This window comes from Krasilnikovia sp. MM14-A1004, assembly GCF_047159485.1.
GTDB lineage: Bacteria > Actinomycetota > Actinomycetes > Mycobacteriales > Micromonosporaceae > Actinoplanes.
On the sequence record NZ_AP038773.1, the window covers coordinates 2,033,094 to 2,057,078 of the forward strand.

The following is a 23,985-nucleotide window of genomic DNA, read 5'->3' on the forward strand; positions in this document are numbered from 1 at the left end:
GGCGTGTGGAATCGTTATGTGTCGAATTTTCACGGAACCGTTGCGCCGGAACGCGGGCGCGGGTGACACTGATCGCGGTTCTTACGCAGAACAACGGGAGTCGTCATGGCGCGGCGGGTCATCACCACTTTGATCGACGATCTGGACGGCAAGAAGGCGGATCGCACCGTCGAGTTCAGTCTCGACGGCACGCACTACACGATCGACCTTTCCGAGGCCAATGCGGGAAAGCTGCGAAAGGCGCTGGACCCGTTCATCACCGCAGGCACGCGGGTTGCCCGGGGTGCATCCGGGCGCGCTTCGGGCCGTCCGGGACGCGGTGTGCCCGTCGCCCGTACAGCCGGTAGTCGCGACGAGAACCGATTGATTCGTGAGTGGGCTTTGCGCCACGGACACCAGATCTCCGAACGCGGCCGCATTCCGTCGGGCGTCACCGCGGCGTACCGGCAGGCGCACGCGGGCTGACCCGAAAGGGTTGGGAAACACGTACGAAACCGTTGGTGCATTCTGCGATCACGGCGCCGTGCCGCCCGCGGGCCGGTGGGACCCGTGGCGAACAGCCGGGACAGCCCCGAAAGACGCGTTCGTAGGGCGGCTCCGTGCGCCGTCGAATGGTCCGGGCTGCTGGCGGAATAGTGGATTCGCCGACGCTGGGTGACTCGCGCCGAACCGACCGTGACGTGCTTCCTTCCGTACACCCTCACTCCGGCCGCGGTGTGGCGCGGCTCGCGCGACCGGCGCTCGACCGCGCGCCGCCGAAATCCGTTATCCGGTGTGTGCTGAGCGGTCTCCCCATGTGGTGGCCGACGGACACCCGCGGCGGCCGCTGAACGGCCCGGCCGGGGGGCGTGGTGCACGACGGTCACCGCGAGCGATGATCGTTGCCGCACGAGAGGCAGGTGCCATGCCGGAGCAACCCGACACTGCGACCGTTCTGGCGGCCCGCGCCGGTGACCAGGCCGCGATGGACCGGCTCGTCGCGGGCTACCTGCCGCTGGTCTACACCATCGTCGGCCGCGCCCTCGAAGGCCATGCCGACGTCGACGACGTCGTCCAGGACACCATGCTGCGGGTGCTGCGCAGCCTCGGTGACCTGCGGGATCCGGCGGCGTTCCGGTCCTGGCTGGTGGCGATCACGGTACGGCAGGTGCGCGAGCGGGTACGGCTGCGGCGCGGGGCACCGGACGTCCTCGTGGACGCCGACGTCCGCGATCCGGGCGCCGACTTCACCGACCTGGCCATCACCCGCCTCGAACTGTCCGGGCAGCGCCGTGAGACCGCCGAGGCGACCCGCTGGCTCGACGAGGACAACCGCGAACTGCTCTCGCTGTGGTGGCTGGAGGCGTCCGGGGAGCTGACCCGCGACGAGATCGTCACGGCCCTCGGGGTCACCCGCCAGCACGCCGCGGTCCGGGTCCAGCGGATGAAGGGTCAGCTGGAGACGGCCCGGGTGGTCGTCCGGGCGCTGGCCGCCCAGCCACCCTGCCCGGAGCTGCGGCTCGTCGTCGCCGACTGGGACGGCCGTCCGAACGCGCTGTGGCGCAAGCGCATCGCCCGGCACACCAGGGACTGCCCGCAGTGCGCACCGGCCTGGTCCGGCCTCGTCGCGGCCGAACGGTTGCTCATCGGCATGGCGCTGGTCCCGCCGCCCCCGGCATCCGGTCTCGGCTCGCCGATCGGCGTGGCGGCGCACGGCGGCGGCCATCCCGCGGCACTGGGCAAGGGCTTGTCCGGGCATGGCGGAGGGCACGGCGCGGCACTGGGCAATGGCTTGTCGGGGCATGGCGGAGGGCACGGTGCGGCGCTGGGCAAGGGGGCGGCGGCGAAGGGCGGTGGGCAGGCGGCGGCGCTGGGCAAGTTGGTCGCCGGTGGCGTCGCCCGCCGCGTGCTCACCGCGGTGCTCGCGACAGGCGTCGTGGCGGGCGGCGGCGCGGCGGTCGCGTTCCGGCACACCGCCGAGCGGCCCGGCACCCCGCCCGCCGCGGTCGCGCTCGCCACCGGGGCGCCGCAGCCGTCGTCGCCCGCCCCCGCCGCCACGTCGGCCCCGGCCCCGGCCACCACCAGCGCCCCCGCGCGGCCGGTGAAGGAGAAGGCCCCGGCTGCGAAGAAGGGCGTCAGCGTCTGGAGGTTCCCCGGCCTGTCCGCGTCGCTGCGCGATGTCGGGGCCGGGTGGTACTACAACTGGGCTGCCGACAACGGCGACGTGCCCGGACCGGCCGGGGTCGAGTACGTACCGATGATCTGGGGGCGGGACGCCGTCACCGACGCCACCCTCGCGCGGGCCCGGCGCGGCGGGCAGGTGCTGCTCGGCTTCAACGAGCCGGACCTGGCCGCGCAGTCCAACCTGACCGTCGACCAGGCGCTCGAACTGTGGCCCCGGCTGGAGAGGACCGGACTGCGCCTGGGCAGCCCGGCCGTGGCGTACGGCGGCGACACCGCGGGCGGCTGGCTCGACCGGTTCATGTCCGGCGCCAGGGCACAGCACCGGCGCGTCGACTTCATCACCCTGCACTGGTACGGCTCGGACTTCCGTCCCGCCGCGGTCGGACAGTTCCTGAGCTACGTGGACGCGGTCCACCGCCGGTACGGGCTACCGATCTGGGTCACCGAGTTCGGCCTGGCGAACTTCGGCGGCTCTCCGAAGTATCCGACCGGCGCGCAGCAGGCCGCGTTCATCCGGGGCAGCACGGCCGGGCTCCAATCGCGCCGGTACGTCGAGCGGTACGCCTGGTTCGCGTTGCCCGCCGTGGGGGACAGCGCCGCGTTCGGGCTGTACCGGGACGGCGCCACTCCGACGGAGGCGGGGAGGGCGTACCGGGCCGCGGGATAGGGTCGAAACCATGATTCGCTTCGGCTACAAGGCGTCGGCGGAACAGTTCCCGCCGACCGAGCTGCTCACGTACGGCGTCGAGGCGGAGCGGCTGGGCTTCGACTCGGTGTTCGTCTCTGACCACCTCCAGCCGTGGCGCCACGACGGCGGGCACGCCCCGGCGGCGCTGCCGTGGCTGGGCGCGCTGGCCGCCCGTACGGAACGGGTCCTGATCGGCACCAGCGTGCTGACCCCGACGTTCCGCTACCACCCGGCGGTCGTCGCCCAGGCGTTCGCCACCCTGGGCTGTCTCGCCCCCGGCCGGATCATCCTCGGGGTGGGCTCCGGGGAGTCGCTCAACGAGGTGCCCCTGGGCACACAATGGCCGGACGGCAAGGAACGCTTCGCCCGGCTCAAGGAGGCCGTGGCGCTGATCCGCCAGTTGTGGACAGAGGACCGGGTGACGTTCGAGGGCACGTTCTACCGGACCGAGATGGCGACGATCTACGACAAGCCCGAGCAGCCCGTACCGATCTACATCGGCGCGTCCGGCCCGGCGGCGACCCGGCTGGCCGGGCGGGTCGCGGACGGGTTCATCACGACCAGTGGCAAGGGCCACGCCCTCTACACCGACACGCTGCTGCCGGCCGTCCGGGAGGGCGCGGAGAAGGCGGACCGGAAGGTGGACGAGCTCGACCTCATGATCGAGGTGAAGGTGTCGTTCGACCCGGACCTGGAACGGGCCCGCAACGACACCCACTACTGGGGTGCGCTGGCCCTGTCACCCGAGGAGAAGACCGGGGTCGAGGACCCGATGGAGATGCAGCGCCGCGCCGACGCGCTGCCGGTGGAGCGCACCGTGAGCCGGTGGATCGTCTCCGCCGACCCGGACGAACACGCGGCGAAGGTCGCCGAGTACCTCGACATGGGCTTCAAGCATCTCGTCTTCCACGCCCCCGGCCCGGACCAGGACCGCTTCCTGCAGTTGTACGGCCAGCAGATCCTGCCCCGGCTGCGCGAGCGGGCCGGCGGCTGACCACGTCCCTGGCGGCCGAATGCCGCGCCGCCCCGGACGGGCGCGGGGGCTGTGCGTCCGCGCCGCGCTCCGGGGTCGGCCGGGGCGCGGCATTCGGGCGGGTTGCGCGCCGGCGCAGGTACTCGGTCCACGCCGCGCGCAGCGCCCAGCCGAGCCCGTGCAGCGGACGCCGCTGCACCGTGCCGTGGATGCGGGGGTAGCCGATGCTGGCCACCTCCACGATCCGCAGCCGCGCCGTCCCCGTACGCAGGGTGAGCAGTGGCCCGATCTCCGGCCCGTCGCCCCACGGCCGGGCGCCCCGGCGCGTACCGGGCGGGCCGGGGTCGGGCAGGTCGAGCAGCGGCAGCACGTCGCGCCGGTACGCGTTGTAGCCGTACCCGAGATCAGTGAAGCGGGTGCCGCAGAGCAGGTTGACCAGCCCGCACAGCAGCCGGTCTGCGAGCCTCTCCAGGCGCGGGCCGCCCATTTGCGCGCCGCCGTGGCGGTACCGGGAGCCGTGGGCCACCTCGGCGCCGGACAGCAGCGCGTCCACGAACCGGGGCAGCTCACCCGGATCGGCGGAGCCGTCGCCGTTGAGGGTGACCACGATGTCGCCGCTGGCGGCGGCGAACCCGCAGACCAGGGCGTTGCCCTTGCCGGTGCGGGTCTGCCGGACGAGCACGGCGTCGGGGCGGACCTCGCGGGCCACGGCGACCGTGTCGTCGGTGGAGCCGCCGTCGACCACCACCACCTCGTCGACCGGGGGCAGACCCTCCAGGACGAGGGGGAGGTTCTCCTCCTCGTTCAGGACGGGGATCACGACGCTCACGGTCGGTGACGACACGGGGTCGCGCGGCGAGGCGTACGGGGGCCGCGAGGAAGGCATGGCGGTGACTCCTCGGACTGTGCGGCGCTGGGGAGGGCGCCGTCGCGCTTCAACCTAGCAAGCCGACCGTGCGCGTCAACCGTGCAAGTTGCGGGTAACCGGGAACCGGCGTGGGAATCGAGCCCATGCGGGGCGGCAGCGGGAGCTAGGGTGCAGGAGGATCGTCCGGGGGACATCCCCGGCGAACCGTCCGCCCCGGCGAAAGGACGCTGCCGTGAAACTCGGTCTGCACATCTCCAGCTTCACCTGGCCCGAGGGCGCGCCCCGGCTCGGCCCGGTCCTCGGTGAGGTGGCCGCGGCGGCCGACGAGGCCGGCTTCGAGCGGATCAGCGTGATGGACCACCTCTGGCAGATCGGGGTCATCGGCCCGCCGGAGCAGGAGATGCTCGAGGCGTACACGGCCCTGGGTTTCCTGGCCGCGCACACCCGCCGCGCCAAGCTGCTCACCCTGGTGACCGGCGTGGTGTACAGGGAACCCGGCCTGCTGGCCAAGGCGGTCACCACCCTCGACGTGCTCTCCGGCGGCCGGGCGATGCTCGGCATCGGCGCGGCCTGGAACGAGGAGGAGTCCCGCGGGCTCGGCCTGTCGTTCCCGCCCACGGCGGAGCGTTTCGAGCGTCTGGAGGAGGCGCTGCAGATCTGCCGCCGGATGTTCGACGGCGACGAGGGCGCGTACGAGGGGCGGCACTACCGGCTCGGCCGGCTGCTCAACTCGCCGCTGCCGCTGGCCCGCCCGCGCATTCCGATCCTGATCGGTGGCGGCGGCGAGAAGAAGACGCTGCTGTTCGTCGCGAAGTACGCCGACGCCTGCAACCTGTTCGGCGGCCCCGACGTGCAGCACAAGCTCGACGTGCTGCAGCGGCACTGCGATGCCGTGGGCCGCGACTACGCCGAGATCGAGAAGACGGTGCTGTACAACTTCGACCTCGGCGAGAAGGGCGAACGGGTCGGTGAGATCGTCGACGAACTGCGCCGGCTGGCCGGGCTCGGCTTCACCGTGGCCCACGGAAGCCTGCGCAACGCCTGGGATCTCGACCAGTACGAGATCTTCTCCAAGGAGCTGATCCCCGCGGCCGAGGCCCTGTGAGCGGCATCGCGGCGGTGGTGTTCGACCTCGACGGGGTCATCATCGACACCGAAGGGGTGTGGGAGGAGGTCCGCCGGGCGTACGTGGCCGAGCACGGGCGGGAGTTCCTGCCGGACAGCCAGCAGCGGATGATGGGCATGAGTACGGGCGAGTGGTCGAGCCACCTCAGCCGGGACGTCGGTGTGGGGCGTACCCCGCAGCAGGTGGCCGACGACGTGCTGGGGCGGATGGCGCAGCGGTACTCCGAGGCCCTGCCGCTGATTCCCGGTTCCGTGGCGGCGGTGCGCCGGCTGGGTGAGCGGTATCCGCTGGCCCTGGCCAGCTCGTCCGCCCGGATCCTCATCGACCAGGTGCTGGCCACCGCGGGGCTGACCGACGCGTTCCAAGCCACCTTCTCCACCGAGGAGGTCGACCGGGGCAAACCCGCGCCCGACGTGTACCTGGCCGCGGTACGGCGGCTGGGGCAGGCGCCGGAGGACTGCGCCGCGGTCGAGGACTCCAGCAATGGGCTGCGGGCGGCCGCGGCGGCGGGGCTGGCCGTGGTCGCGGTGCCGCACGGCGCCTACCCGCCCGCGCCGGACGCCCTCGCGTTGGCTAGCCTGGTCGTCGACGACCTGGACGACCTGACCCCGGAGGCGATCGCCAAGCTGCGGTGAGCGATACGGTGGTCCGCGCCGGCCAGGGCCACCCGGCCCGCTCGCCGGTGGCGTTGGACCTACTGGCCGGTAACCCCGAGGTACTGCCAGGTGGGCGGGGATCTCTGACATGGCGGTAGGGATCGGACGTTTGATGGAGGCCGCGGTGTGGTCCGGGTGCAGTCCGGTTGCACGGGCCCCGGCGCACTTCCGGTGTGGTGGGCACGCTCCCGATACTCGATCGCATGGAACCCGTCGCCCCCGTAACCCTTGCCAGCGCGGGTGGTAGCCGTCCCGCAGGCTGGCAGGTACAGCTTCGTGTCGACTATGTCGTCAACAAGATCATGCAGACGCATCGCGGCCAGTCCGAGGATGCCGTCGCGCAGGCGATCCAAGATCAGCTCCGCACCGTCGGAGTGGTGCCCAATGGCCGTCAGGTCGCGCAGTACGCGGCCGTGATCTCCCAACTGCCGCTGCTGCCCCCGGCGAACGCGAACGCCTGACCACGCCTGCCCGCGCAGGCGGGCCCGGAGCCGTGCCCGCCTGCGTGGACCGGGAGCCGCCGAGGAGCGGGCCGGAAGCTGTCGCCCGCCTCGGCGGGCCAGACGTCGTTTCCGGTTCAGCGGGCCGGGAAGCGCAGGATCCGGTCGTCGCCGGGACGGGGATCGCCTCGACCGTCCCGGTTCGACGTCGTGAGCCACAGCGCACCGTCCGGCGCGACGGCCACCGTGCGCAGCCGCCCGTACCGGCCGACCAGCTCGGCCCCGGGCGGGCCGCCGCGCAGGGGCACCGTCCACAGGCGCTGACCGCGCAGCGCCGCCACGTACAGGGTGTCGCCCGCGATCGCGGCGCCGGACGGGGACGCCTCGACCGTCGACCATGTCACCAGCGGATTGACGAAGCGGCTGTCGTTGGAGGTGCCCTCCACCTCGGGCCAGCCGTAATTGGCGCCCGGCCGGATGACGTTGACCTCGTCGAAGCGGTTCTGGCCGAACTCGATGGCGTACATCGTCCCGTCGGCCGACCAGGCCAGGCCCTGCACGTTGCGGTGGCCCAGGCTCCACACCGGCTTCCCGCCCGGGTTGCCCGGCGCGGGGGCGCCGTCCGGGGTCAGCCGCAGGATCTTGCCGTTGGGGTCGTCGGGATCCTGCGCGGACGGGCGGTCGCCGGCGTCGCCGGTCCCCGCGTACAGCATGCCGTCGGGGCCGAACGCGATCCGCCCGCCGTCGTGGAAGCCGGCCTTGTCGATGCCCTGGAAGATGACCTCGGGGGCGGCGGTACCGCCCAGCCGGAACCGGACGATCCGGTTGTCGTGCTCGGCCGTGAAGTACGCGTACACCCAGCCGGTGCGGTCGTGGTCCGCGGCGACCGCGAGCCCCAGCAGCCCGCCCTCGCCCGCATGCACCACGCCGGGCACCCGGTAGACCTCGCGGGGCGCGCCGCCGCCCGGGCGCACCTGCAGGATCCGGCCGGAGTTGCGCTCGGCGACCAGGGCGCTGCCGTCGGAGAGCAGTGCGAGACCCCACGGCACGTCCAGGCCGGTGGCCACGGTCTCGGGCGCGGACAGGTCGGGCACCCCGGACGGTACGGACCCCGCGGGCGACCGGCCGGGAACGGGTGTGCCGGACACCGGGGGCGGTGACCCCGGCGGCGGGTACGTGGGCGGCATGCCGCCGTCGGAGCATGCCGCCACGAGGGCCGTGCCCGCCGCGGCGACCGCCAGCGCCCAGCGCCGGTGCACCCTCGTACCTGCGCTCACGTCCGCTCCCTTCGCCGGTGGCTCCCCTCCACGGTGCCATCCCGCCGCCCGGCTGCCCCGACCGGGCCCGGGATGACAGCGGCCCATCCCGGTTGTGCGGGTGCGTGATCCCCGGTAGGCAGAGATGGACCGGCCACTTTGTCTTCCCGGAGGAACGATGCGGTTCCGAGCACTCGCCGCGCTGAGCGCGGCGGCCACCCTGGTCCTCAGCGGCCAGCCGGGCCCGGCACTTGCCGCGCCGCCGAAGCAACCCACCGCGTACGGCTACGGCGGCGCCGTGGCCACGGTGGACCCGACGGCCACCGCCGTCGGCCTGGACGTGTTGCGCCGAGGCGGCAACGCGGTCGACGCCGCGGTGGCGGCCGCGGCCACCCTCGGCGTGACGGAGCCGTTCTCCGCCGGCATCGGCGGGGGCGGCTTCTTCGTCTACTACGACGCCCGGCACCACACCGTGCACACGATCGACGGGCGCGAGGCGGGCCCGGCCACGATGACCGAGAACGCCTTCGTGGATCCGGCCACCGGGCAGGCGTACGCCTTCCAGGAGGCACGGGTCAGCGGCCTCTCCGTGGGCGTGCCCGGCACCCTGGCCACGTGGGACGCGGCGGCGCGGCGGTGGGGGACCCGCCCGTTGAGCAGCCTGCTGCGCCCGGCCGCGCGGGTCGCCGAGCAGGGTTTCGCGGTGGACGCCACGTTCCAGCAGCAGATCGCGGACAACGCGGCGGCGTTCGGGCAGTTCGACGCGACCCGTGAGCTGTATCTGCCCGGTGGCGCGCCGCCCGCGGTCGGCTCCGTGCAACGCAACCCGGATCTCGCGGCCACGTACCGGCTCATCGCCCGGCAGGGGACCGACGTCTTCTACCGGGGACCGGTCGGCGCCGACCTCGTCCGTACGGTGCAGCATCCGCCGGTCTCCGACCATCCCACCGGCACCTGGGCGTTCCCGATCCGCCCCGGCGACCTGCAGCAGTCCGACCTGGCCGGTTACCGGGTGCGTTTCCCCGCCCCCACCCGGTCGGACTACCGCGGCCTCACGGTGTACGGCATGGCCACCCCGTCCAGCGGCGGCACGGCCGTGGGTGAGGCCCTGAACATCCTGGAGACCGCCGACCTGCGGCACCTGCCGCTGATCCAGGCGGAACACCGGTACCTGGAGGCGAGCGCGCTGGCCTTCGCCGACCGTAACCGCTACGTCGGCGACGGCACCCCCCGGTCCACGCTGCGCACCCTGCTCAGCGACGGCTTCGCGCAGGCACGGGCATGTCGGATCGATCCCGCGCACGCGCTGGCCAAGCCGGTGGCCCCGGCGCCGCTGACCGCCTCCGGCTGCCCGGCCGGAGTGCCCGGCGGCGCGGTCGAGGAGGGGCAGAGCACCACCAACCTCACCGTCGCCGACCGGTGGGGCAACGTCGTCGAGTACACCCTGACGATCGAGCAGACCGGCGGCAACGCGATGGTGGTGCCCGGCCGCGGGTTCCTGCTCAACAACGAGCTGACCGACTTCAACTTCACGCCCACCCAGGGCGACGCGCCGGACCCGAACCTGCCCGGCCCCGGTAAGCGGCCGCGCAGCTCGATGTCGCCGACGATCGTGTTCGACTACGGGCGGCCGTGGCTGGCGCTCGGCTCGCCCGGCGGCGCGTCGATCATCACGACCGTGCTGCAGGTGCTGGTGAACCGCCTGGAGCTGGGCATGTCGTTGCCCGAGGCGGTGGCGGCGCCGCGTGCGTCGCAGCGCAACAGCCCGGGCATCCAGGCCGAGGCGGCGTACCACACCCAGTTCGGGCCGCAGCTGACCGCGCTGGGGCACACGTTCGGGCCGGACACCCCGGAGCTGGGGGCGCTGACAGCCATCGAGTTCGGGCCGCACGGCCGCATGATCGCGGCCGCGGAGCCGGTACGACGCGGCGGCGGCGCAGCCGCGGTCGTGGTGCCCAGCGGGAGCCGGGCCCGGTGACCGGGCGCTGAACCACGACGGCCCGGGGCGGCGGCGCGTCACGACCGCTCCGGGCCGATCGCGGTCACAGGCTCAGCGGGTCGAGCTCAGCGCGTCACGACCAGCCGGAGCGGTCGCGGTCACAGGCTCAGCGCGACCGTCACCGCCCCCGCGGCCACCAGCACCGCAGCCCACAAGCGGTCCACGTTGAACCAGGCCCGGCGCAGCACCGCCAGCCCCACGTACTCGTAAACCAGCGACGCGCAGGCCGCCATCGCCGCGAGCATCGCGACGGTGTGCACCCCCGCGGCGGCCAGTCCCTGCAGGGCCGCCCCGGGGGTGCCGGCCGCTCCGGTCGGCGCCGCCGCGAGCAGGTGGCCGCCGTGCCCGGTGGGCGCGGCGGATTGCTGCCCGCGCAGGAGCACCGGCAGCAGCATCAGCCCGGCGCCGTGCGCGGACGACATGAGGAACGACCAGACGGCGAGCTGGTACCCCGACAGCCGCATCCCCGCCCACCGGAAGTGCCGCTGGGACAGCAGCCGCCACAGCCCGAAGCCCACCAGCAGCACCCCGCCCCCGACGCCGACCGCCCGCGCCGCGCCGAGTGACGCGGTGGCCGAGACGACCGCGGCGATGATGGCCACCGACGCGAGGTGCCCGGCCGCGATGGGCGGCAGCGACCCGAACAGCACCCGGCGGCTGCGCTCCTGCATGCCGCGGGCCACCGCGAACAGCCAGCCCATCGCCGGGTTCAGGCCGTGGAACGCGCCCAGGACGGCCAGCGCCGCCAGTTGGGCACCGGTCACGGGAAGCAGTACGAGTCCGACGACGCGTCGCCGCCCTGCAGCCGGGTCTGGTGCACGCGCAGCCCGCGGAACTCGTCGCCGTGCGGGAAGAAGCGCGGGTCCAGGGTCATCCCGCCCGCCTCCGGGTCCACGTCGACCTTCGCCAGCCAGGCGCCCACGCCGTCCGGGTAGAACTGATCGTCCCAGGAGCCGTACAGCGAGTTGGTGACGTAGACGCGGCGCCCGTCGCGGGACACCTCGACCATCTGCGGGCCGCCGGCCAGGGGCTCGTCCGGGAAGGACGGGTGGGCGACGCGTCCGGCGACGCCGCCGAGCCGGATCGAGCCGGTCTCGACCGGGTGGAACGGGTCGCGCACGTCGTACTGTTTCAGCTCGCCCGTGCCCCAGCACGACACGTACAGGAAGCGGTCGTCGACCGACAGGTCGATGTCGGTGACCAGCGGCGGGACGGCGCCGAACGGCTCCAGGGCGGGCGGCAGCGCCGCGGGGTCGGCCGGTTCGGCCGGGATGTCGATCACCTTGGTGACGGCGAACTCGCCACCGACGCGGTGCCACAGCCAGATGGAGGCGGACAGGTCCTCGACGGAGGTGACGACGCCGACGAAGCCGTACTCCTTGGTGGGGTCGTGGGCCGGGCGCAGCTCCAGCGTCATCTGGTACTGGTCGCCGAGGTCGACGCTCTGCACGAGAGTGCGTTTGGCCAGGTCCCAGAAGTGGATCCGGTGGCCGTACCGGCGGCCGAGGAGCAGATCGGGGACCAGCCCGTCCTCGATCATCGACGGGGTGCCCCACTCGGAGGTGACCAGCACGTCGCGGGTGAGGTGCCACCAGAAGTCGTACGCGAGGTACTGCTCCCCGCGGTCGTGTTCCCACTGCCCGCGTACGTCGAAGGTGGTGTGGTCGAGCACCGCGATGCCGCCGGGGCCGTCGCCGCCGGTGCCCGCGCCCAGCGCCGAGACGTAGATGCCGTCCGGTCCGCAGTGGACGGTGTGCGGCCGCGAGTAGTCCGCCTTCGCCGCCAGCTCCTGCGCGCTGATCTCCTTGACCAGCCGGGGGTTGCGCGGGTCGTCCTTCGTGTCCAGCACGTAGATGCGGGACGAGCGCAGGCCCGGCACGATCAGGTAGCGGCGTTCCACGTGCGGGTGCGGTGCGGTCGGGCACAGCGCGCTGGAGCAGGCGTTCCAGCCGAAGTGGTGCAGTTCGTCGCCGACGTGCGGCAGGTCGGTCCAGCCCACCACGCGGCCGTAGCCGTCGGAGCCGGGGTCGGTGTCGATCACCGCGATGGCGTCGGGGCGGCTCGCCGAGCGGTCGAACGCCGCCACGTAGGCCAGCTTCTCGGCCGGGGCACCGGCCGCGTCGCGGGGCGAGGGATAGAACGTCGGATCCGGGGTCCAGCGTGTCATGACCGCCAGTCTCGTGGGAGGCGGGGCGCGGGGCCAGCCCCGTACGGGGGATTCAGCGGGCTTCCATCGGCAGCCGGACCATCACGGTCGTGCCGGGACCCTCGTGGTCGGCCAGTTCGATGGTGCCGTGGTGCCGTTGCACGATGGCGCGGGTGACCGACAGGCCCAGTCCGGTGCCGGGGATGGCGCGGTTGCGAGCCCGGTTGCTGCGATACATCCGGTCGAAGAGGCGCTCGCGTTCGTCCTCTGTCACGCCGATGCCGGTGTCCGACACGGTCAGCTCCGCGACGCCGCCGTTGATGCGTACCCGCACCGTGACCTGCCCGCCGTCCGGGCTGTATTTGACGGCGTTGCCGAGCAGGTTGTCGACGACCTGGCGCAGGCGGGCGGGGTCGCCGGGCAGCACCAGCGCCTCGGGGAGGTCGCTGGTGACGGTGACGGCCGTGCCCTCGGTCTCGGCGCGTACCTCCTGCACGGCCTCGGCGACGACGGCCGCGAGGTCGACCGGTACGGTGCTCATCGCGATGTGGCCGGTGTCCAGTGCGGACAGTTCGAGCAGCTCGTCGATGATGCGCCGGAGCTGGGCGGTGTTGCGTTCGATCACCTCCAGCATCGCCGGGGCGTCGGCGGCCAGCCCCTGCGCGTCGGCCCCGCGCAGCAGCTCGGTGTAGGTGCTGATCGCGGTCAGCGGGGTGCGCAGCTCGTGGCTGATCAACGCCAGGTACTCGTCCTTGCTGCGGTTCAGTTGCCGTTGCAGGTCCTCGACGAGGCGGCGGGCCAGGAACTGGCCGATGTGCGCGGCGATGCCGGCCAGCAGCGCGACCAGCTCGTCCTCGGGATCCTCGACGGTGTCGGCGAAGACGGTGAGCACCCCGAGGATGTCGCGGCCGTCCTGCACCGGCACCGCGAGGGCGGCGTGCAGTTTCGACCAACCCCCGGTGCGCAACGGGATCAGGCTCTGCGGCTGGCCGATGTCGCGCAGCCACAGCGGCTTCGCGACCTGCCAGGCGCGGCCGGTCAGGCCCTCGCCGAAGGCCAGCTCCGGGGGCACCTCGATGTCACCGCCCTGCCAGTACGGGGCGGTCCAGAGCGCGGCCGGCAGGGCCACGCCGGCGGGCACGTCCACCAGCCACAGCTCCGCGTGCACCCACCCCAGGGTGGAGACGACCGCCTCCAGCACGCGCCGCCCGGCCGCCTCGACGGTGTTCTCCTCGGCCAGCGCGTTGGCCACGGCCAGCTCGCAGGAGCGGAACCGCTCGGCGCGCCGCTGCCGGGTAACGTCCTGCATGGCGGCCACGGCGCCCTGGGTGTCGCCGTCCGGGCCGATGATGGGCTGGCCGTCGACCAGGTAGTGCCGCATCCGCCGGTTGCGGCCCTGCACCACGAGCCGCTCGTTACGGATGACCTCCCCCTGCAGGGCCCGCCGAAGGATGACGTCCTGGCGGGTCATCGGCTGACCCAGCTCGTCGAGCAGACCCTCGACCGCGGCCGGGTCGTCCAGGTCGTCGGGCACGGGAGCGTTGCCCCACAACCGGAACATCTGCTGGTTGATCAGCACGAACCGGCCGTCCGCGTCGCAGGCGACGACCCCGTCGTGCAGGCTGTCCAGCACCGCGTCGAGGAAGCGTCGTTGCCGGTCGATGAGATGCCGGGCGATCTGCTCGGTGACCAGCTGGGTGGCGACGCGGGCCGCCGCGGCGCAGCCCGCGATCTGTTCGGCGGTCCAGGCGCGCGGGCCGGGATCGTAGGCGCTGCAGACCCCGACGACGACGCCGTCCTGGTCGTGCACGGGCTGGCCCAGGTAGGCGCCGGGTGCCGGGGGACCGTCCGGGACGATCACGGCCGCGCCGGTGCTGAGGACGCGGGCGGCGAGGTCGGCCGGCACGCGTGCGGCGTCCGGGCCGTGGCTTCCGCAGGTCTGCAGGGCGCCGTCGAGCGCCAGCCCGATCGTGGCCGTGGGGACGTCGGCCGCCTGCGCCAACAGGGCGGCGAGCTGGTCTGCGGAGCCGCCGGCGAACAGCTCGCGGGGCAGGTCGGCCAGCCCGGGCGCGCGGGGCGGCGCCGTATCGCGCGCCCGCCCGGCGCCGTCGCCGGCGTCCGTCCGACCCATGGCCCGACCTCCCGTTGAAGCCTAACAAGACCAAAACGGCAAAACCGGCTATTCAGGTACGGGTGGCCGCCGGGTCATCCAGCGCGGCCCGACTCATGGCCGGACTCGCGTTCCGAAGGCGTGATCACGGCACGGCGGAAGACCAGGTCGGTGATCGGCCGTCCGGCCAGCTCCCCGCGCCGCTCGAACTTCGTCACCGGGCGGTGCCGCGGCCGCGGGGCCACCCCGTCGTACGTGTTGCGCAGCTCCGGGTCCGCCGCCAGCGTCTCGGCCATCGCCTCGGCGTACGCCGGCCAGTCGGTGGCGCAGTGCAGGATTCCGCCCGGACGCAGCCGCTCGCGCAGCAGGGCCACGTTGTCCGGCCGGATCAGCCGGCGCTTGTGGTGGCGCGCCTTGGGCCACGGGTCGGGAAAGAAGGCGTGCACCGCGTCCAGGCTCCCGGGCGGCAGCCGGTGCACCAGCTCCATCGCGTCGCCGCAGGCCACCCGTACGTTGCCGAGGCCCTGCTCGCCGACCAGGGCGAGCAGGTTGCCGATGCCCGGGGTGTGCACCTCGACCGCCAGATAGTCGCGGCCCGGATCGGCGGCCGCCATCGCCGCGGTCGAGTCGCCCATCCCGAACCCGATCTCCAGCACCCGTGGTGCCTCCCGGCCGAACAGCTCGCCCAGGTCCAGCGGGGTGCGCTCACCATCGGTCACGGTGAGCCCGTGGGTGGGCCAGAGCGCGCTCAGGGCGTCGGCGTGCCTGGTGCTCACCCGGCCGCGGCGCGGGTGGAAGGTGCGGATGGGGCGCACGGCCACGAGCCCGGCGTCATGCCGGGCTCCGGTGGCTGTCGGCGTCGGTAGGTCGGACATCAGGCGACCACGATAGCCGTCGCGGCGCTCAGCCCGCGATCGGCTGCACGCTGGGCTGGGACCCGGCGTGGAAGGGCACGCGCGCGCCCGAGCGCAGGTCGAGCGTCAGGACCCAGGACCCGCCCCGGTACTGGCCGGTCACGACGGCCCGGGCGGCGTCCACGTACGCCAGCTCCCGGTCCTCCGCCGCGCCCACGGTGCGCTTCACACCGGTCGCCGGGTCGAACTCGACCACGTGGACGGGCTGGTCGTCGGCCGTGGTCTCACCCTGCTGGTAGGCGGTCCAGGCCAGCTTCGCGCCGTCCGGGCGCCAGCCCGGCAGGACCGCGAAGCCGGAGTTCCCCAGGCTCCCGCCGCCGTACGCCGCGACGGTCCGCTCGGCGCCGGTCGAAACCGTGCCGATCGTGAGGCAGTCGTCGTAGACCGACTCGCAGAGCCCGCCGCGGAACACGATCCGGCCGCCGTCCGGGGACCACGCCACCGCGTTGTCGTAGCGCAGCCGCTCGGCCAGCGTGCCGGTCGAGGGCGCGGCGGGCGACGACACGGCGGGCACGGGCTCGCCGCGGCACTCGGCCGGGAACAGCACCTGCGGGGTGGCGGCCCGCACGGTTGTTGAGATCTTGTACACGCCCGGCCCGCCCGTGCAGGACGCCGAGGCGAACGCGATCCACCGGCCGTCCGGCGACCAGGACGCGCCCGCGGCCGGACGGGTGCTCAGCCGGCGCTTGGCGCTGCCGTCGGCCTTCATGACCCACAGCTGACCGCTCTTGAGTACGGCCAGCTGACGGCCGTCACGCGACCAGCTCGGGCGGGCGTAGCCGCCGCCGGTGGTCAGGCGCTTCTCGGTGGCGCCCTTGCTCACGTACACGTTGCCGCTCCGCACGTAGGCCACCTGGCTGCGCATTGTCGGCGTCGCCGCCAGGGCCGGAGCCGCCTGGCTCACGACCCCCGCCGCGGCTCCCAGCACCGCCAGCACCATGCCGCCCGTACGTCCCACTGCTCCCATGACCGAACGCCCCCCGACGTCTCGTTCCCCCCAGGCATTTTTCCCTGCCACCGAGAGCATCGTCGCAACCGAGCTGCACCTGAGCGATTCCCGAACCGAAACCGAAGAAAATCACTCCCGGACCGGCCCGGTCACCACCCGCGAGGTGGACGACCGGGCCGCGCCGGGGGTTCAGACCTCCGATGCGCGGTCGATGAAGGCGACGCTCTGGCGCCATACCTGCCCATCGACGAAGATCAGCGTGCCGACGGCCCACACCTCGCGCCCGCCGAGCCGCTCCTTGGCCTGGTACAGCACCGTGTCGTCGGTGATCTGCGCCGCCTCGACCTGCTCGATCGTCGGCTGCTCCACCAGGTACTCGTCGAACAGCTGCTTGATCTCGGTCCGTCCGCGGACCACCTTGTCGAGGCGGACGAACTCCGCGTCCTCGGCGTAGCACTGGGCCAGGCCGGCCGTGTCGCCCGCCTCCAGCAGCTGCACCTGCGTCGCAAGAAACTCCTGACCAACGTTGCCATCGCCCATGGGTGGCTCCCCCTCTTATTCAGGCAGCGGCATCACCCTCGACGGGCGGCCACCGGTCGGGCCGACCGGCGGCCCGGATTTGGCTACCCACGGTAGGTCGCCGCACGTGGCGCAGCCTTCCCGGCGATCGATACGGCGCCCACCTCGTCAGGTCCGGACCGGCACCACCGTGGGTCGGTGTCCGAGCTGCCGCCGGTCCCTCCCGCAGCGCCCCTCTCGGCTCCCAGCGCGCCGCAGCGGTCGATCCGCCACAGTGCACCGGTGTACCTGACGAGGTACGTCGCGCGGGCCGCGCGTGCCGCCGCACGTTCGTACGCTGTCCACTCACGCCAGGTCCCGGTGGGATGACGGGCCGTGTCGGCTGACACGGCCACCGGCCCCGGCGGCCGGTCCGGCCGTCGCCCGCGCGCCGGGGCGGGACCTTACGAACAGGGAGTGGTCATGACCTACGCCAGTTGGTTCCGCCGAGCCGGTGGCTACCTTGTCGACGTCGTCCTCGCCTTCCTGCCGTCGTTCGTCGGCGGCCTGGTCTACGAGTCGACGGTCGGTCCGGACGGTGAGCCCAGCGCCTTCGGGCGCGCCGCCGACCTGATCGGCATCGCGCTGGCCATCCTCGTGTTCGCCTACAACCGCTGGATCCGGGCCGGGCGCACCGGGCGCACCTGGGGCCGCCAGCTGATGCGGATCAACCTGATCACCGAACAGGACGGCGGACCGGTGGGCGGCAGCCGGGCGCTGCTGCGCGACCTGGGCCACGTCGTCGACACGCTGGCGCTCGGGCTCGGCTGGCTCTCGCCGCTGTGGGACGGCAAGCGGCAGACCTTCAGCGACAAGATGGTGCGCACCGTCGTGGTGGAGGCCGCCTGATGTCCGGCGACCGCGGAGACCAGGGCGTGATCCAGAGCACGGTACGGAAGTTTCCGGCGGATCCCGATGCTCGTACCGGCATGACCAACACTCCACTGAGGGCCGACAGCCCGCTGCTGCAGCCGCTGACTGTCGGCGCCCTGCAGGTGCCCAACCGCATCTGGATGGCACCGCTGACCCGTAACCGTGCCGGGGTCGACGGAACGCCCAGCGCCCTGCAGGCCGAGTACTACGGCCAGCGCGCCGGGGCCGGCGTGATCATCGCCGAGGGCAGCCAGCCGTCCGCCGTCGGTCAGGGTTACCCGAACACCCCCGGCCTGCACACCGACGCCCACCAGGAAGGCTGGCAGCGCGTCGCCGACGCCGTGCACGCCGGTGGTGGCCGCATCGTGGTGCAGCTCATGCATGCCGGCCGGATCTCGCACACCACCACCATCGGCGGGCAGACCCCGGTGGCGCCCTCGGCCGTACGCGCCGCCGGTGAGGTGTTCACCGCCACCGGCCTGCAGCCCTTCTCCGAGCCGCGGGAGCTGGCGGCCGACGAACTGCCCGGCATCGCCGCCGAGTTCGCCGACGCCGCCCGCCGGGCGGTGGCCGCGGGGCTCGATGGTGTGGAGCTGCACGCCGCGAACGGCTACCTGCTGCATCAGTTCCTCGCCGACGGCGTGAACCAGCGCACGGACGAATACGGCGGCTCGCCGCAGAACCGGGCGCGCTTCGTCGTCGAGGTCGCGACCGCGGTCAGCGCCGCGATCGGCGCCGACCGGGTCGGGATCCGGATCTCGCCGCAGCACGGGTTCAACGACATCACCGAGGATGACATCTCGGTGTACGAGGTGCTCGTCGCTCAGCTCGCCCAGCTCAAGCTCGCCTACCTGCATGTGCTGGCCGCACCCGGCGACCCGATCGTCGGCAAGCTGCGCGCGGCGTGGCCCGCGACGTTCGTCCTCAACACCGGGTTCGGCGCGGACTCGGATCGTGACGAGGTCGAACGCATCGTCGCCGACGGCATCGCCGACGCGGTGACGGTGGGGCGCCCGTTCCTGGCCAACCCCGACCTGGTGCAGCGGTGGACCCGCGGCGCCGGCCTCAACGAGCCGGACGCCACCACCTTCTACGCCGGAGGAGCGAAGGGCTACACGGACTACCCCGTGCTGGCCTGAGAGCGGTGCGCGTCGGACCTGCCCGCTGTGTTTCCGCGGGCAGGGCCGACGCTGCCGTTCATTCCGCCCCGGACCTGGTCCATGAACCGCGCCCGAGGTGCGGACGGCTCAGGCCGCGACGGCCGTCCAGATGGCGGAGAACGCCGCGGCCTCCCCGGCGAGCCAGCGCTCGACATCGGCGGTCCGGGCCGCCGGGTCGATGCGGTGGACGGCGCCGCGGCGCAGATCGACCAGCACGGGCTCGGCGTCCGGCAGGATCTGATCCATGTGCCGCGCCATCAGGTGCAGCGTGGCCGTGACCGCCTCCGCCGACGGCGGGTCCTCGTCGAAGTGCAGGCGCACCGCCTCACGCCGGCCGTCGGCGAACCGCAGGCCGAAATGTGGATTGATCTTGACGGCGAGCGGGCCGACCGAGGCGAGCGCATCGCGGGTCTGGGCGAGGCTGACGTCGGCGGGATCGCCGAGCGATTGCAGGTAGGTCGCGGCGCCCGCGCTGACCGCCTCGTAGAGCGGGCGCCAGCGCGGCTTGACCAGGTCGGTCACCCCGGCCAGCTGGCTGCCCCCGGTGTGGAATGCGACATCGGCCTTGAGCGCCTTGACGAGCTGGCCGTGGGGATTGAATCCCGACCGGCGTTCGCGCTGGCGGCGCAGACCGCCGACGAACTGGGCCTTGGCAGGGCCGGTCCGCGCCACGTACCGCGTGAAGCCGAGCATGGTCGCGTAGGGCGCAAGAGTGAGGACGGACGGGTGCGGACGGGACGCCGCGGATGGCGGCACAACGGGCGTGGTCACGTGATCTCCCCGCAGGTCAGGAGCCGTTTTCGTACATACATTCTAATCGACGGGTACGACATTCCCAACCGTCCCGCCGGGGCCTGATGGCGCCTCCGCGACGGTGCCCTCAGCGGTCGGACAGCTCGTAGTAGTCCTCGGTCATCACCGGCCGGAAGCCGAGAGACGTGTAGAGGTTCAGTGCCCGGTCGTTGTCGGTGGCCACCTCCAGGTGGACGGCGGTGGCGCCGCCCGCCAGAGCCTCACGGCACACGCGGTGCAGCACGTCACGCCCGATGCCGCGCCCCTGATGGTCGGGGTGGATGGCGAAGCCGTAGACCCCGACCCGATCCCCGTCGTGGCTCAACCGGAGCGTCCCGATCGGCCGGCCGTCGCGTTCGACGACGAGGGTGTCGGGGTCGTGGGCGGCGTCCAGGGGAGGCTCCCAACCGAATCCCGAGCGCATGAGTTCCCGCACCGCGGACTGATCCGCCGCGGTGGCGGCGCGGATGGTGACACCGGGATCGGCGGGCACCTCGGTGGGTGCGCCGGGCAATTGCAGGGCGTGCTCGGAGTGGTCGAGGGTGCCGCCCCGGCGTTGCGCGAGACTCCGTCCCGCGACCGAGGGCCGGGGCACCACCAGCAGTATCGACGAATGCTCGCGTTCCCGGCACACACGCAGCGCGGCATCCAGTAACGCGGTACCGATCCCGCGCCGCCGTGCGTCGGGATCGACCATGCCGGCAAGTTCGATCGTGGGCGCACTGTGGGTGTAGATGCCCAGGAAGCCGAGCAGCCGCTCACCGTCCCACCACAGGATGTCCTCGACGTCGTGTCCGGAGCGGTGGCGCAGCGTGTTCCATTCCAGCTTCAGCCGGCCCCCGTCGGCCGCGACCACGCGACGTTCCAGGTCTTCGATAGCGTCCAGGGCGGCCGGGGACAGCCCGGCGGAGAGATCGACCACGACGTCACCCCATCACGCCCGTCAACGAATTTCCGATCGAACCGACAACCACGTCGCTGTGTCACCTGTCGCGCGTGGGCCGACGGGGCGCCACCCGCCGGTCCCATGGTGGGATACAACGCATGATCGGGTCGCAGGTGCCGGTGCTGGAGATGCTGTGGGAGACGCACGACCCACGCCGCACGCTCGACGGACGGTTCGGCCTCAGCAATGCGGAGGCGGCCGGGCGCTGGATCGCCGCACTGGTGGACGAGCACTGGGGCATTCGCATCGACTCCTGCGAGCGGATCGTCATGAGCGGCGGCAACGCGCTGGCCTGGATTCGTACGCCGTCCGCACGGCTTCTCGCGAAATGGTCGGTAGTACCCGAGCGATTTCCGCAGCTGGTGCAGACGGCGCGTCTCACGAGCTGGCTCCACGGCCGGGGGCTGCCGGTCTCGGCACCGGTTCCGGCGCGAGGTGGCCGCCTCCAGGTCGAGACCGGCCGTGTCTCGATGGGCCTGCAGCGCGAGATCGTGGGCGACCTGCTCGACACCGCCGATCCCGACCAGGTGCGCGCGGCCGGAGCCGTACTCGCCCGATTGCAGGACGCGCTGGCCGCGTACCCGGACGCCGACCGGCTTCCCGTGCTCGCCGGTTCGTCCGAGCCGTTGACGGACCGGGTCACCGACTGGCTCGACTCCCGCGCCGAGCATCTGCCGGCGGCCGCCCGTGAGACGCTGCGCGGGCTGGTCACCAGCGCGCCGCCCGATCGACTCGCGCGCCAGCTCGTTCATTTCGACTTCCGCTCCGCCAACATCGTGTGCGCCCGCGGCGAGATCGCCGCGATCCTCGACTTCGAGGAGGCTCAACATGATCACCGACTCGTCGAGCTGGCCCGCGCGGCGGTCCTGCTCGGGACCCGCTACCGCAACTGGGCGCCGGTGTCGGCCGACGTTTGCGCGGCATTCCTCACCGGCTACCGGTCCGAATGCCCTCTGACCCCGGCCGAGGCGGGCTGGTTGGACATCCTCCTGCTCTGGCAGGCCCTGGCGATGGTGCCACCCGGCGACGATCCGACCGGGTGGGGTCCGTCGGCCCTGAGCCAGCTGAGCCGACCGCGTCTGTCAGCGCTGCGGGCGCGTCACGGTGCAGGACCCGGGCCGAGGAGGTGACCATGGAGTGATGAGCTCCCCACCCCGCCCGCCGGAGGATCCGATCGGCCCGACCGCCACGCCCGGTGGCGAATCCGCGCGCGGGTATCTGCTGGACAACGCGCGCGCCGAGGCGGGCGAGCGGTTCACCTGGCTGGCCGAGCTGTTCGACGGGGTGACGCGGGGGCACGTCGATCGGCTGGGGGTCGGGGTCGGCTCGCGTTGCTGGGAGGTGGGTGCCGGTGGCCCCGGTATCCCGGAGGCGCTCGCGGCGGCCGTCGGTCCGACCGGATACGTGCTGGCCACGGACATCGACCCGTCGTGGCTGAGGGCGGACGCCGGGTACGAGGTACGCCGGCACGACGTCGCCGCTGATCCGCCCCCGGAGCCGGGAACCTTCGATCTGGTGCACGCCCGGCTCGTGCTGGTCCACGTTCCCGACCGGGCCCGGGCGCTGGCCGCGATGGTGGCGGCGCTGCGGCCCGGCGGCTGGCTGCTGGTCGAGGACGCCGACACCTTCCTGCAGCCACTGGCGTGCCTGGACGACAGCGGCCCGGCGCAGCGGCGGGCCAACCGGCTGCGCGACGCGGTCCGGGAGCTGATGACGCGCCGCGGCGCGGACCTGCGCTACGGCCGGACACTGCCGCGGGCGCTGCGTGCGGCCGGGCTGGTCGATGTCGCGGCGGCGGGCTATTTCCCGGTGGGCGGGCCGGCCTGCGACCGGTTGGAAGCGGCGACCATCCGGCAGGTACGCGGCGAGCTGCTGGCGGCCGGGCTGGCCGACGACGCCGAGATCGATGCGCACCTGGCTGCCATCCACGCCGGTGAACTCGACCTGACGCTCGCGCCGCTGATCTCGGCCCGGGGACGCCGTCCGGCCGGGCACCCACCGGAGGCCGGTCAGTGGGCGAACCGAGGAAGGTGATCATGGAACGGGCGTTCCTGCGACCCGACGACGTACGCGACCTGGTGGCGGAACAACTGGGCCGCAGGCTCACCAGCCTGAACCGGCTGACCGGGGGTACGAAGAAGGGTGTCTACCGGCTCCGGCTGGACGACCGGACCACGGTGATCCTCTACGTGTGGGCGCCGGGCGAGAACTACTGGCCGCACTCTCCCGCTGTCCCCGACGACCCGTTCGCCGACGCATCGGGCGCCGACCTGTTCGCCGCCGGTCACGCGGCCCTCACCGCGGCGGCGGTGCGTACACCTCGCCTGTTGATGCTCGACCGCGACGGCCGCTACCTCCCCGCCGACATCGCGCTGGTAGAGGATGTCGGTGAGCTGACGCTCGAAGCGCTGATGGAACGAGACCCGGCGGCAGCCGCCGCACCGCTGTCCTCACTCGGGGACGCGTTGCGCCGGATGCACACCACGCTCGGCCCGCGATACGGCAAACTCGCCGCCCTCGCCCGCGGCGAGGCGCCACAGGCCCGCAGCGCCGAGGACATCATCACGGACCGGGCGCTGAGCCATCTCGACGCGGTGGCCGCCCGCGACGCCAGGCTCGCCGACGCGCGGGAACGGATCGCCGACCATGTTCGTCACCTGCGTCACGCGGTCGCCGCGCGCCGGGAATACGGACTGGTGCACGGCGAACTCGGACCGGACCACGTGCTTGTCACGCCCTCCGGTGAACCAGCCGTGGTCGACATCGAGGGGCTGACGTACTTCGACGTGGAGTGGGAACACGCCTTCCTCCAGCTGCGCTTCGGTGACGCGTATCCGGCGTTGCGTCCCGTCGAGCTGGATCCCCACCGGCTCGAGCTCTACCGCTATGCCCAGGTGCTGTCCCTGATCGAGGGGCCGTTGCGGATCGCGGACACCGACTTCCCGGACCGGCAGTGGATGCTGGATCTGGCCGAGTGGAACATCACCAAGGCCCTGGCCGCGCTCTGACGGACGTGCTCGGCACCCGGATCGGTACCGAAGCCAGAGACCGGCTTGAGGTGGGGTTGAGCTCTGCCGGCGATTGTTGGTGGTGTCAGCCGCTGCTGATCGCCACTGATGGACCGTTACGAGCCGCCCCTCTCAACTGCCTCCGGGGTAGCGCCGCTCATTACGGCCATCAACAGCTGCACAGCGGCGGACAGGCGCGCGCAGTCCCGAACGTCACGCAGTCCCGGTCCCGGTTGCCGCAAGTACGACCGAACGGCATGGCTTGGCCGTGCACGGAGCAGCCGGCACCGGGGGCCGCCGCTAGCATGTCGCGAGTGGACAGACGTCGCGCGTTCCTTCCTCGCAGCGAGCCCGTCGGCT

At 72.9% G+C, this 23,985-nt stretch carries 22 protein-coding genes; 12 read left to right on the forward strand and 10 right to left on the reverse strand.

All coding sequences use genetic code 11. The features are described 5' to 3' along the window. Positions 1-105: 105 nt before the first annotated feature. From ACMCNN_RS09275 to fgd, 3 genes are all read left to right on the forward strand, one after another. The gene (locus tag ACMCNN_RS09275) at positions 106-465 is read left to right on the forward strand and encodes a histone-like nucleoid-structuring protein Lsr2 (protein WP_412745776.1); all 360 of its coding nucleotides are present in this window, start codon (positions 106-108) and stop codon (positions 463-465) included. A gap of 439 nt (positions 466-904) precedes the next feature. Then, entirely contained in the window at positions 905-2,830 is a 1,926-nt protein-coding gene (locus ACMCNN_RS09280; protein ID WP_412745777.1) for a sigma-70 family RNA polymerase sigma factor, read from the forward strand. A 10-nt stretch (positions 2,831-2,840) separates the two neighbouring features. Continuing rightward, positions 2,841-3,845 (forward strand): glucose-6-phosphate dehydrogenase (coenzyme-F420), encoded by a 1,005-nt coding sequence (gene fgd, locus ACMCNN_RS09285; RefSeq protein WP_412745778.1) that lies wholly within the window; start codon positions 2,841-2,843, stop codon positions 3,843-3,845. Here fgd and ACMCNN_RS09290 read toward each other — a convergent pair. Then, positions 3,742-4,710 carry a glycosyltransferase family 2 protein gene (locus ACMCNN_RS09290; protein ID WP_412745779.1) on the reverse strand — a complete coding sequence of 323 codons (969 nt, stop codon included), beginning with the start codon at positions 4,708-4,710 and terminating at the stop codon, positions 3,742-3,744. The two genes, fgd and ACMCNN_RS09290, sit on opposite strands and share 104 nt — an antisense overlap. 214 nt (positions 4,711-4,924) lie before the next feature. Between ACMCNN_RS09290 and ACMCNN_RS09295 the strand changes: the two genes are divergently transcribed. The 3 genes from ACMCNN_RS09295 (at position 4,925) to ACMCNN_RS09305 (ending at position 6,935) form a co-directional block, all read left to right on the forward strand. Further along, on the forward strand, positions 4,925-5,797 hold the full coding sequence (locus ACMCNN_RS09295; protein ID WP_412745780.1) for an LLM class F420-dependent oxidoreductase: 873 nt from the start codon (positions 4,925-4,927) through the stop codon (positions 5,795-5,797). Beyond that, positions 5,794-6,453: an HAD family hydrolase gene (locus tag ACMCNN_RS09300; RefSeq protein WP_412745781.1), complete on the forward strand. Its 660-nt coding sequence runs from the start codon at positions 5,794-5,796 to the stop codon at positions 6,451-6,453. The genes ACMCNN_RS09295 and ACMCNN_RS09300 overlap by 4 nt, the downstream gene beginning before the upstream one ends. Before the next feature lie 224 nt (positions 6,454-6,677). Beyond that, complete coding sequence (locus ACMCNN_RS09305) at positions 6,678-6,935, forward strand: hypothetical protein (RefSeq protein ID WP_412745782.1); 258 nt, start codon at positions 6,678-6,680, stop codon at positions 6,933-6,935. Between the two features lie 116 nt (positions 6,936-7,051). Here the strand turns inward: ACMCNN_RS09305 and ACMCNN_RS09310 are convergent, their stop codons facing one another. Continuing rightward, positions 7,052-8,191, reverse strand: coding sequence for a PQQ-dependent sugar dehydrogenase (locus tag ACMCNN_RS09310; protein ID WP_412745783.1), 1,140 nt, complete (start codon positions 8,189-8,191; stop codon positions 7,052-7,054). A 157-nt stretch (positions 8,192-8,348) separates the two neighbouring features. Between ACMCNN_RS09310 and ggt the strand changes: the two genes are divergently transcribed. Beyond that, the gene (gene ggt, locus ACMCNN_RS09315; RefSeq protein ID WP_412745784.1) at positions 8,349-10,148 is read left to right on the forward strand and encodes a gamma-glutamyltransferase; all 1,800 of its coding nucleotides are present in this window, start codon (positions 8,349-8,351) and stop codon (positions 10,146-10,148) included. A 119-nt stretch (positions 10,149-10,267) separates the two neighbouring features. On the opposite strand, the gene ACMCNN_RS09320 is transcribed toward ggt, so the two are convergent. The 6 genes from ACMCNN_RS09320 to ACMCNN_RS09345 all read right to left on the reverse strand — a co-directional run bounded on the left by ACMCNN_RS09320 (position 10,268) and on the right by ACMCNN_RS09345 (position 16,828). After that, positions 10,268-10,933, reverse strand: coding sequence for a hypothetical protein (locus ACMCNN_RS09320; RefSeq protein WP_412745785.1), 666 nt, complete (start codon positions 10,931-10,933; stop codon positions 10,268-10,270). Next, positions 10,930-12,336 (reverse strand): selenium-binding protein SBP56-related protein, encoded by a 1,407-nt coding sequence (locus ACMCNN_RS09325; RefSeq protein ID WP_412745786.1) that lies wholly within the window; start codon positions 12,334-12,336, stop codon positions 10,930-10,932. The genes ACMCNN_RS09320 and ACMCNN_RS09325 overlap by 4 nt, the downstream gene beginning before the upstream one ends. A gap of 52 nt (positions 12,337-12,388) precedes the next feature. Beyond that, positions 12,389-14,446, reverse strand: a complete 2,058-nt coding sequence (locus ACMCNN_RS09330) for an ATP-binding protein (protein ID WP_412745787.1) — start codon at positions 14,444-14,446, stop codon at positions 12,389-12,391. Between the two features lie 74 nt (positions 14,447-14,520). Continuing rightward, the gene (gene trmB, locus ACMCNN_RS09335; protein ID WP_412747107.1) at positions 14,521-15,201 is read right to left on the reverse strand and encodes a tRNA (guanosine(46)-N7)-methyltransferase TrmB; all 681 of its coding nucleotides are present in this window, start codon (positions 15,199-15,201) and stop codon (positions 14,521-14,523) included. A gap of 127 nt (positions 15,202-15,328) precedes the next feature. Further along, positions 15,329-16,306 carry a hypothetical protein gene (locus tag ACMCNN_RS09340; protein ID WP_412745788.1) on the reverse strand — a complete coding sequence of 326 codons (978 nt, stop codon included), beginning with the start codon at positions 16,304-16,306 and terminating at the stop codon, positions 15,329-15,331. Between the two features lie 171 nt (positions 16,307-16,477). Then, complete coding sequence (locus ACMCNN_RS09345) at positions 16,478-16,828, reverse strand: nuclear transport factor 2 family protein (protein WP_412745789.1); 351 nt, start codon at positions 16,826-16,828, stop codon at positions 16,478-16,480. Positions 16,829-17,269: 441 nt separating this feature from the next. Between ACMCNN_RS09345 and ACMCNN_RS09350 the strand changes: the two genes are divergently transcribed. Beyond that, on the forward strand, positions 17,270-17,695 hold the full coding sequence (locus ACMCNN_RS09350; protein WP_412745790.1) for an RDD family protein: 426 nt from the start codon (positions 17,270-17,272) through the stop codon (positions 17,693-17,695). An 80-nt stretch (positions 17,696-17,775) separates the two neighbouring features. Then, positions 17,776-18,858, forward strand: a complete 1,083-nt coding sequence (locus ACMCNN_RS09355; protein WP_412745791.1) for an alkene reductase — start codon at positions 17,776-17,778, stop codon at positions 18,856-18,858. Between the two features lie 108 nt (positions 18,859-18,966). Here ACMCNN_RS09355 and ACMCNN_RS09360 read toward each other — a convergent pair whose 3' ends face one another. Further along, positions 18,967-19,572 carry a hypothetical protein gene (locus tag ACMCNN_RS09360; protein WP_412747108.1) on the reverse strand — a complete coding sequence of 202 codons (606 nt, stop codon included), beginning with the start codon at positions 19,570-19,572 and terminating at the stop codon, positions 18,967-18,969. A gap of 187 nt (positions 19,573-19,759) precedes the next feature. Further along, positions 19,760-20,593, reverse strand: coding sequence for a GNAT family N-acetyltransferase (locus ACMCNN_RS09365; protein ID WP_412745792.1), 834 nt, complete (start codon positions 20,591-20,593; stop codon positions 19,760-19,762). Between the two features lie 122 nt (positions 20,594-20,715). Here ACMCNN_RS09365 and ACMCNN_RS09370 point away from each other — a divergent pair, with 122 nt between their 5' ends. From ACMCNN_RS09370 to ACMCNN_RS09380, 3 genes are read left to right on the forward strand one after another with little or no spacing between them, the layout of a single operon-like run. Beyond that, positions 20,716-21,747: a phosphotransferase gene (locus ACMCNN_RS09370; RefSeq protein ID WP_412745793.1), complete on the forward strand. Its 1,032-nt coding sequence runs from the start codon at positions 20,716-20,718 to the stop codon at positions 21,745-21,747. A gap of 10 nt (positions 21,748-21,757) precedes the next feature. After that, positions 21,758-22,651, forward strand: coding sequence for a methyltransferase domain-containing protein (locus ACMCNN_RS09375; protein WP_412745794.1), 894 nt, complete (start codon positions 21,758-21,760; stop codon positions 22,649-22,651). Positions 22,652-22,653: 2 nt separating this feature from the next. Further along, positions 22,654-23,625: a phosphotransferase gene (locus ACMCNN_RS09380; RefSeq protein WP_412745795.1), complete on the forward strand. Its 972-nt coding sequence runs from the start codon at positions 22,654-22,656 to the stop codon at positions 23,623-23,625. Positions 23,626-23,985: the final 360 nt, after the last annotated feature.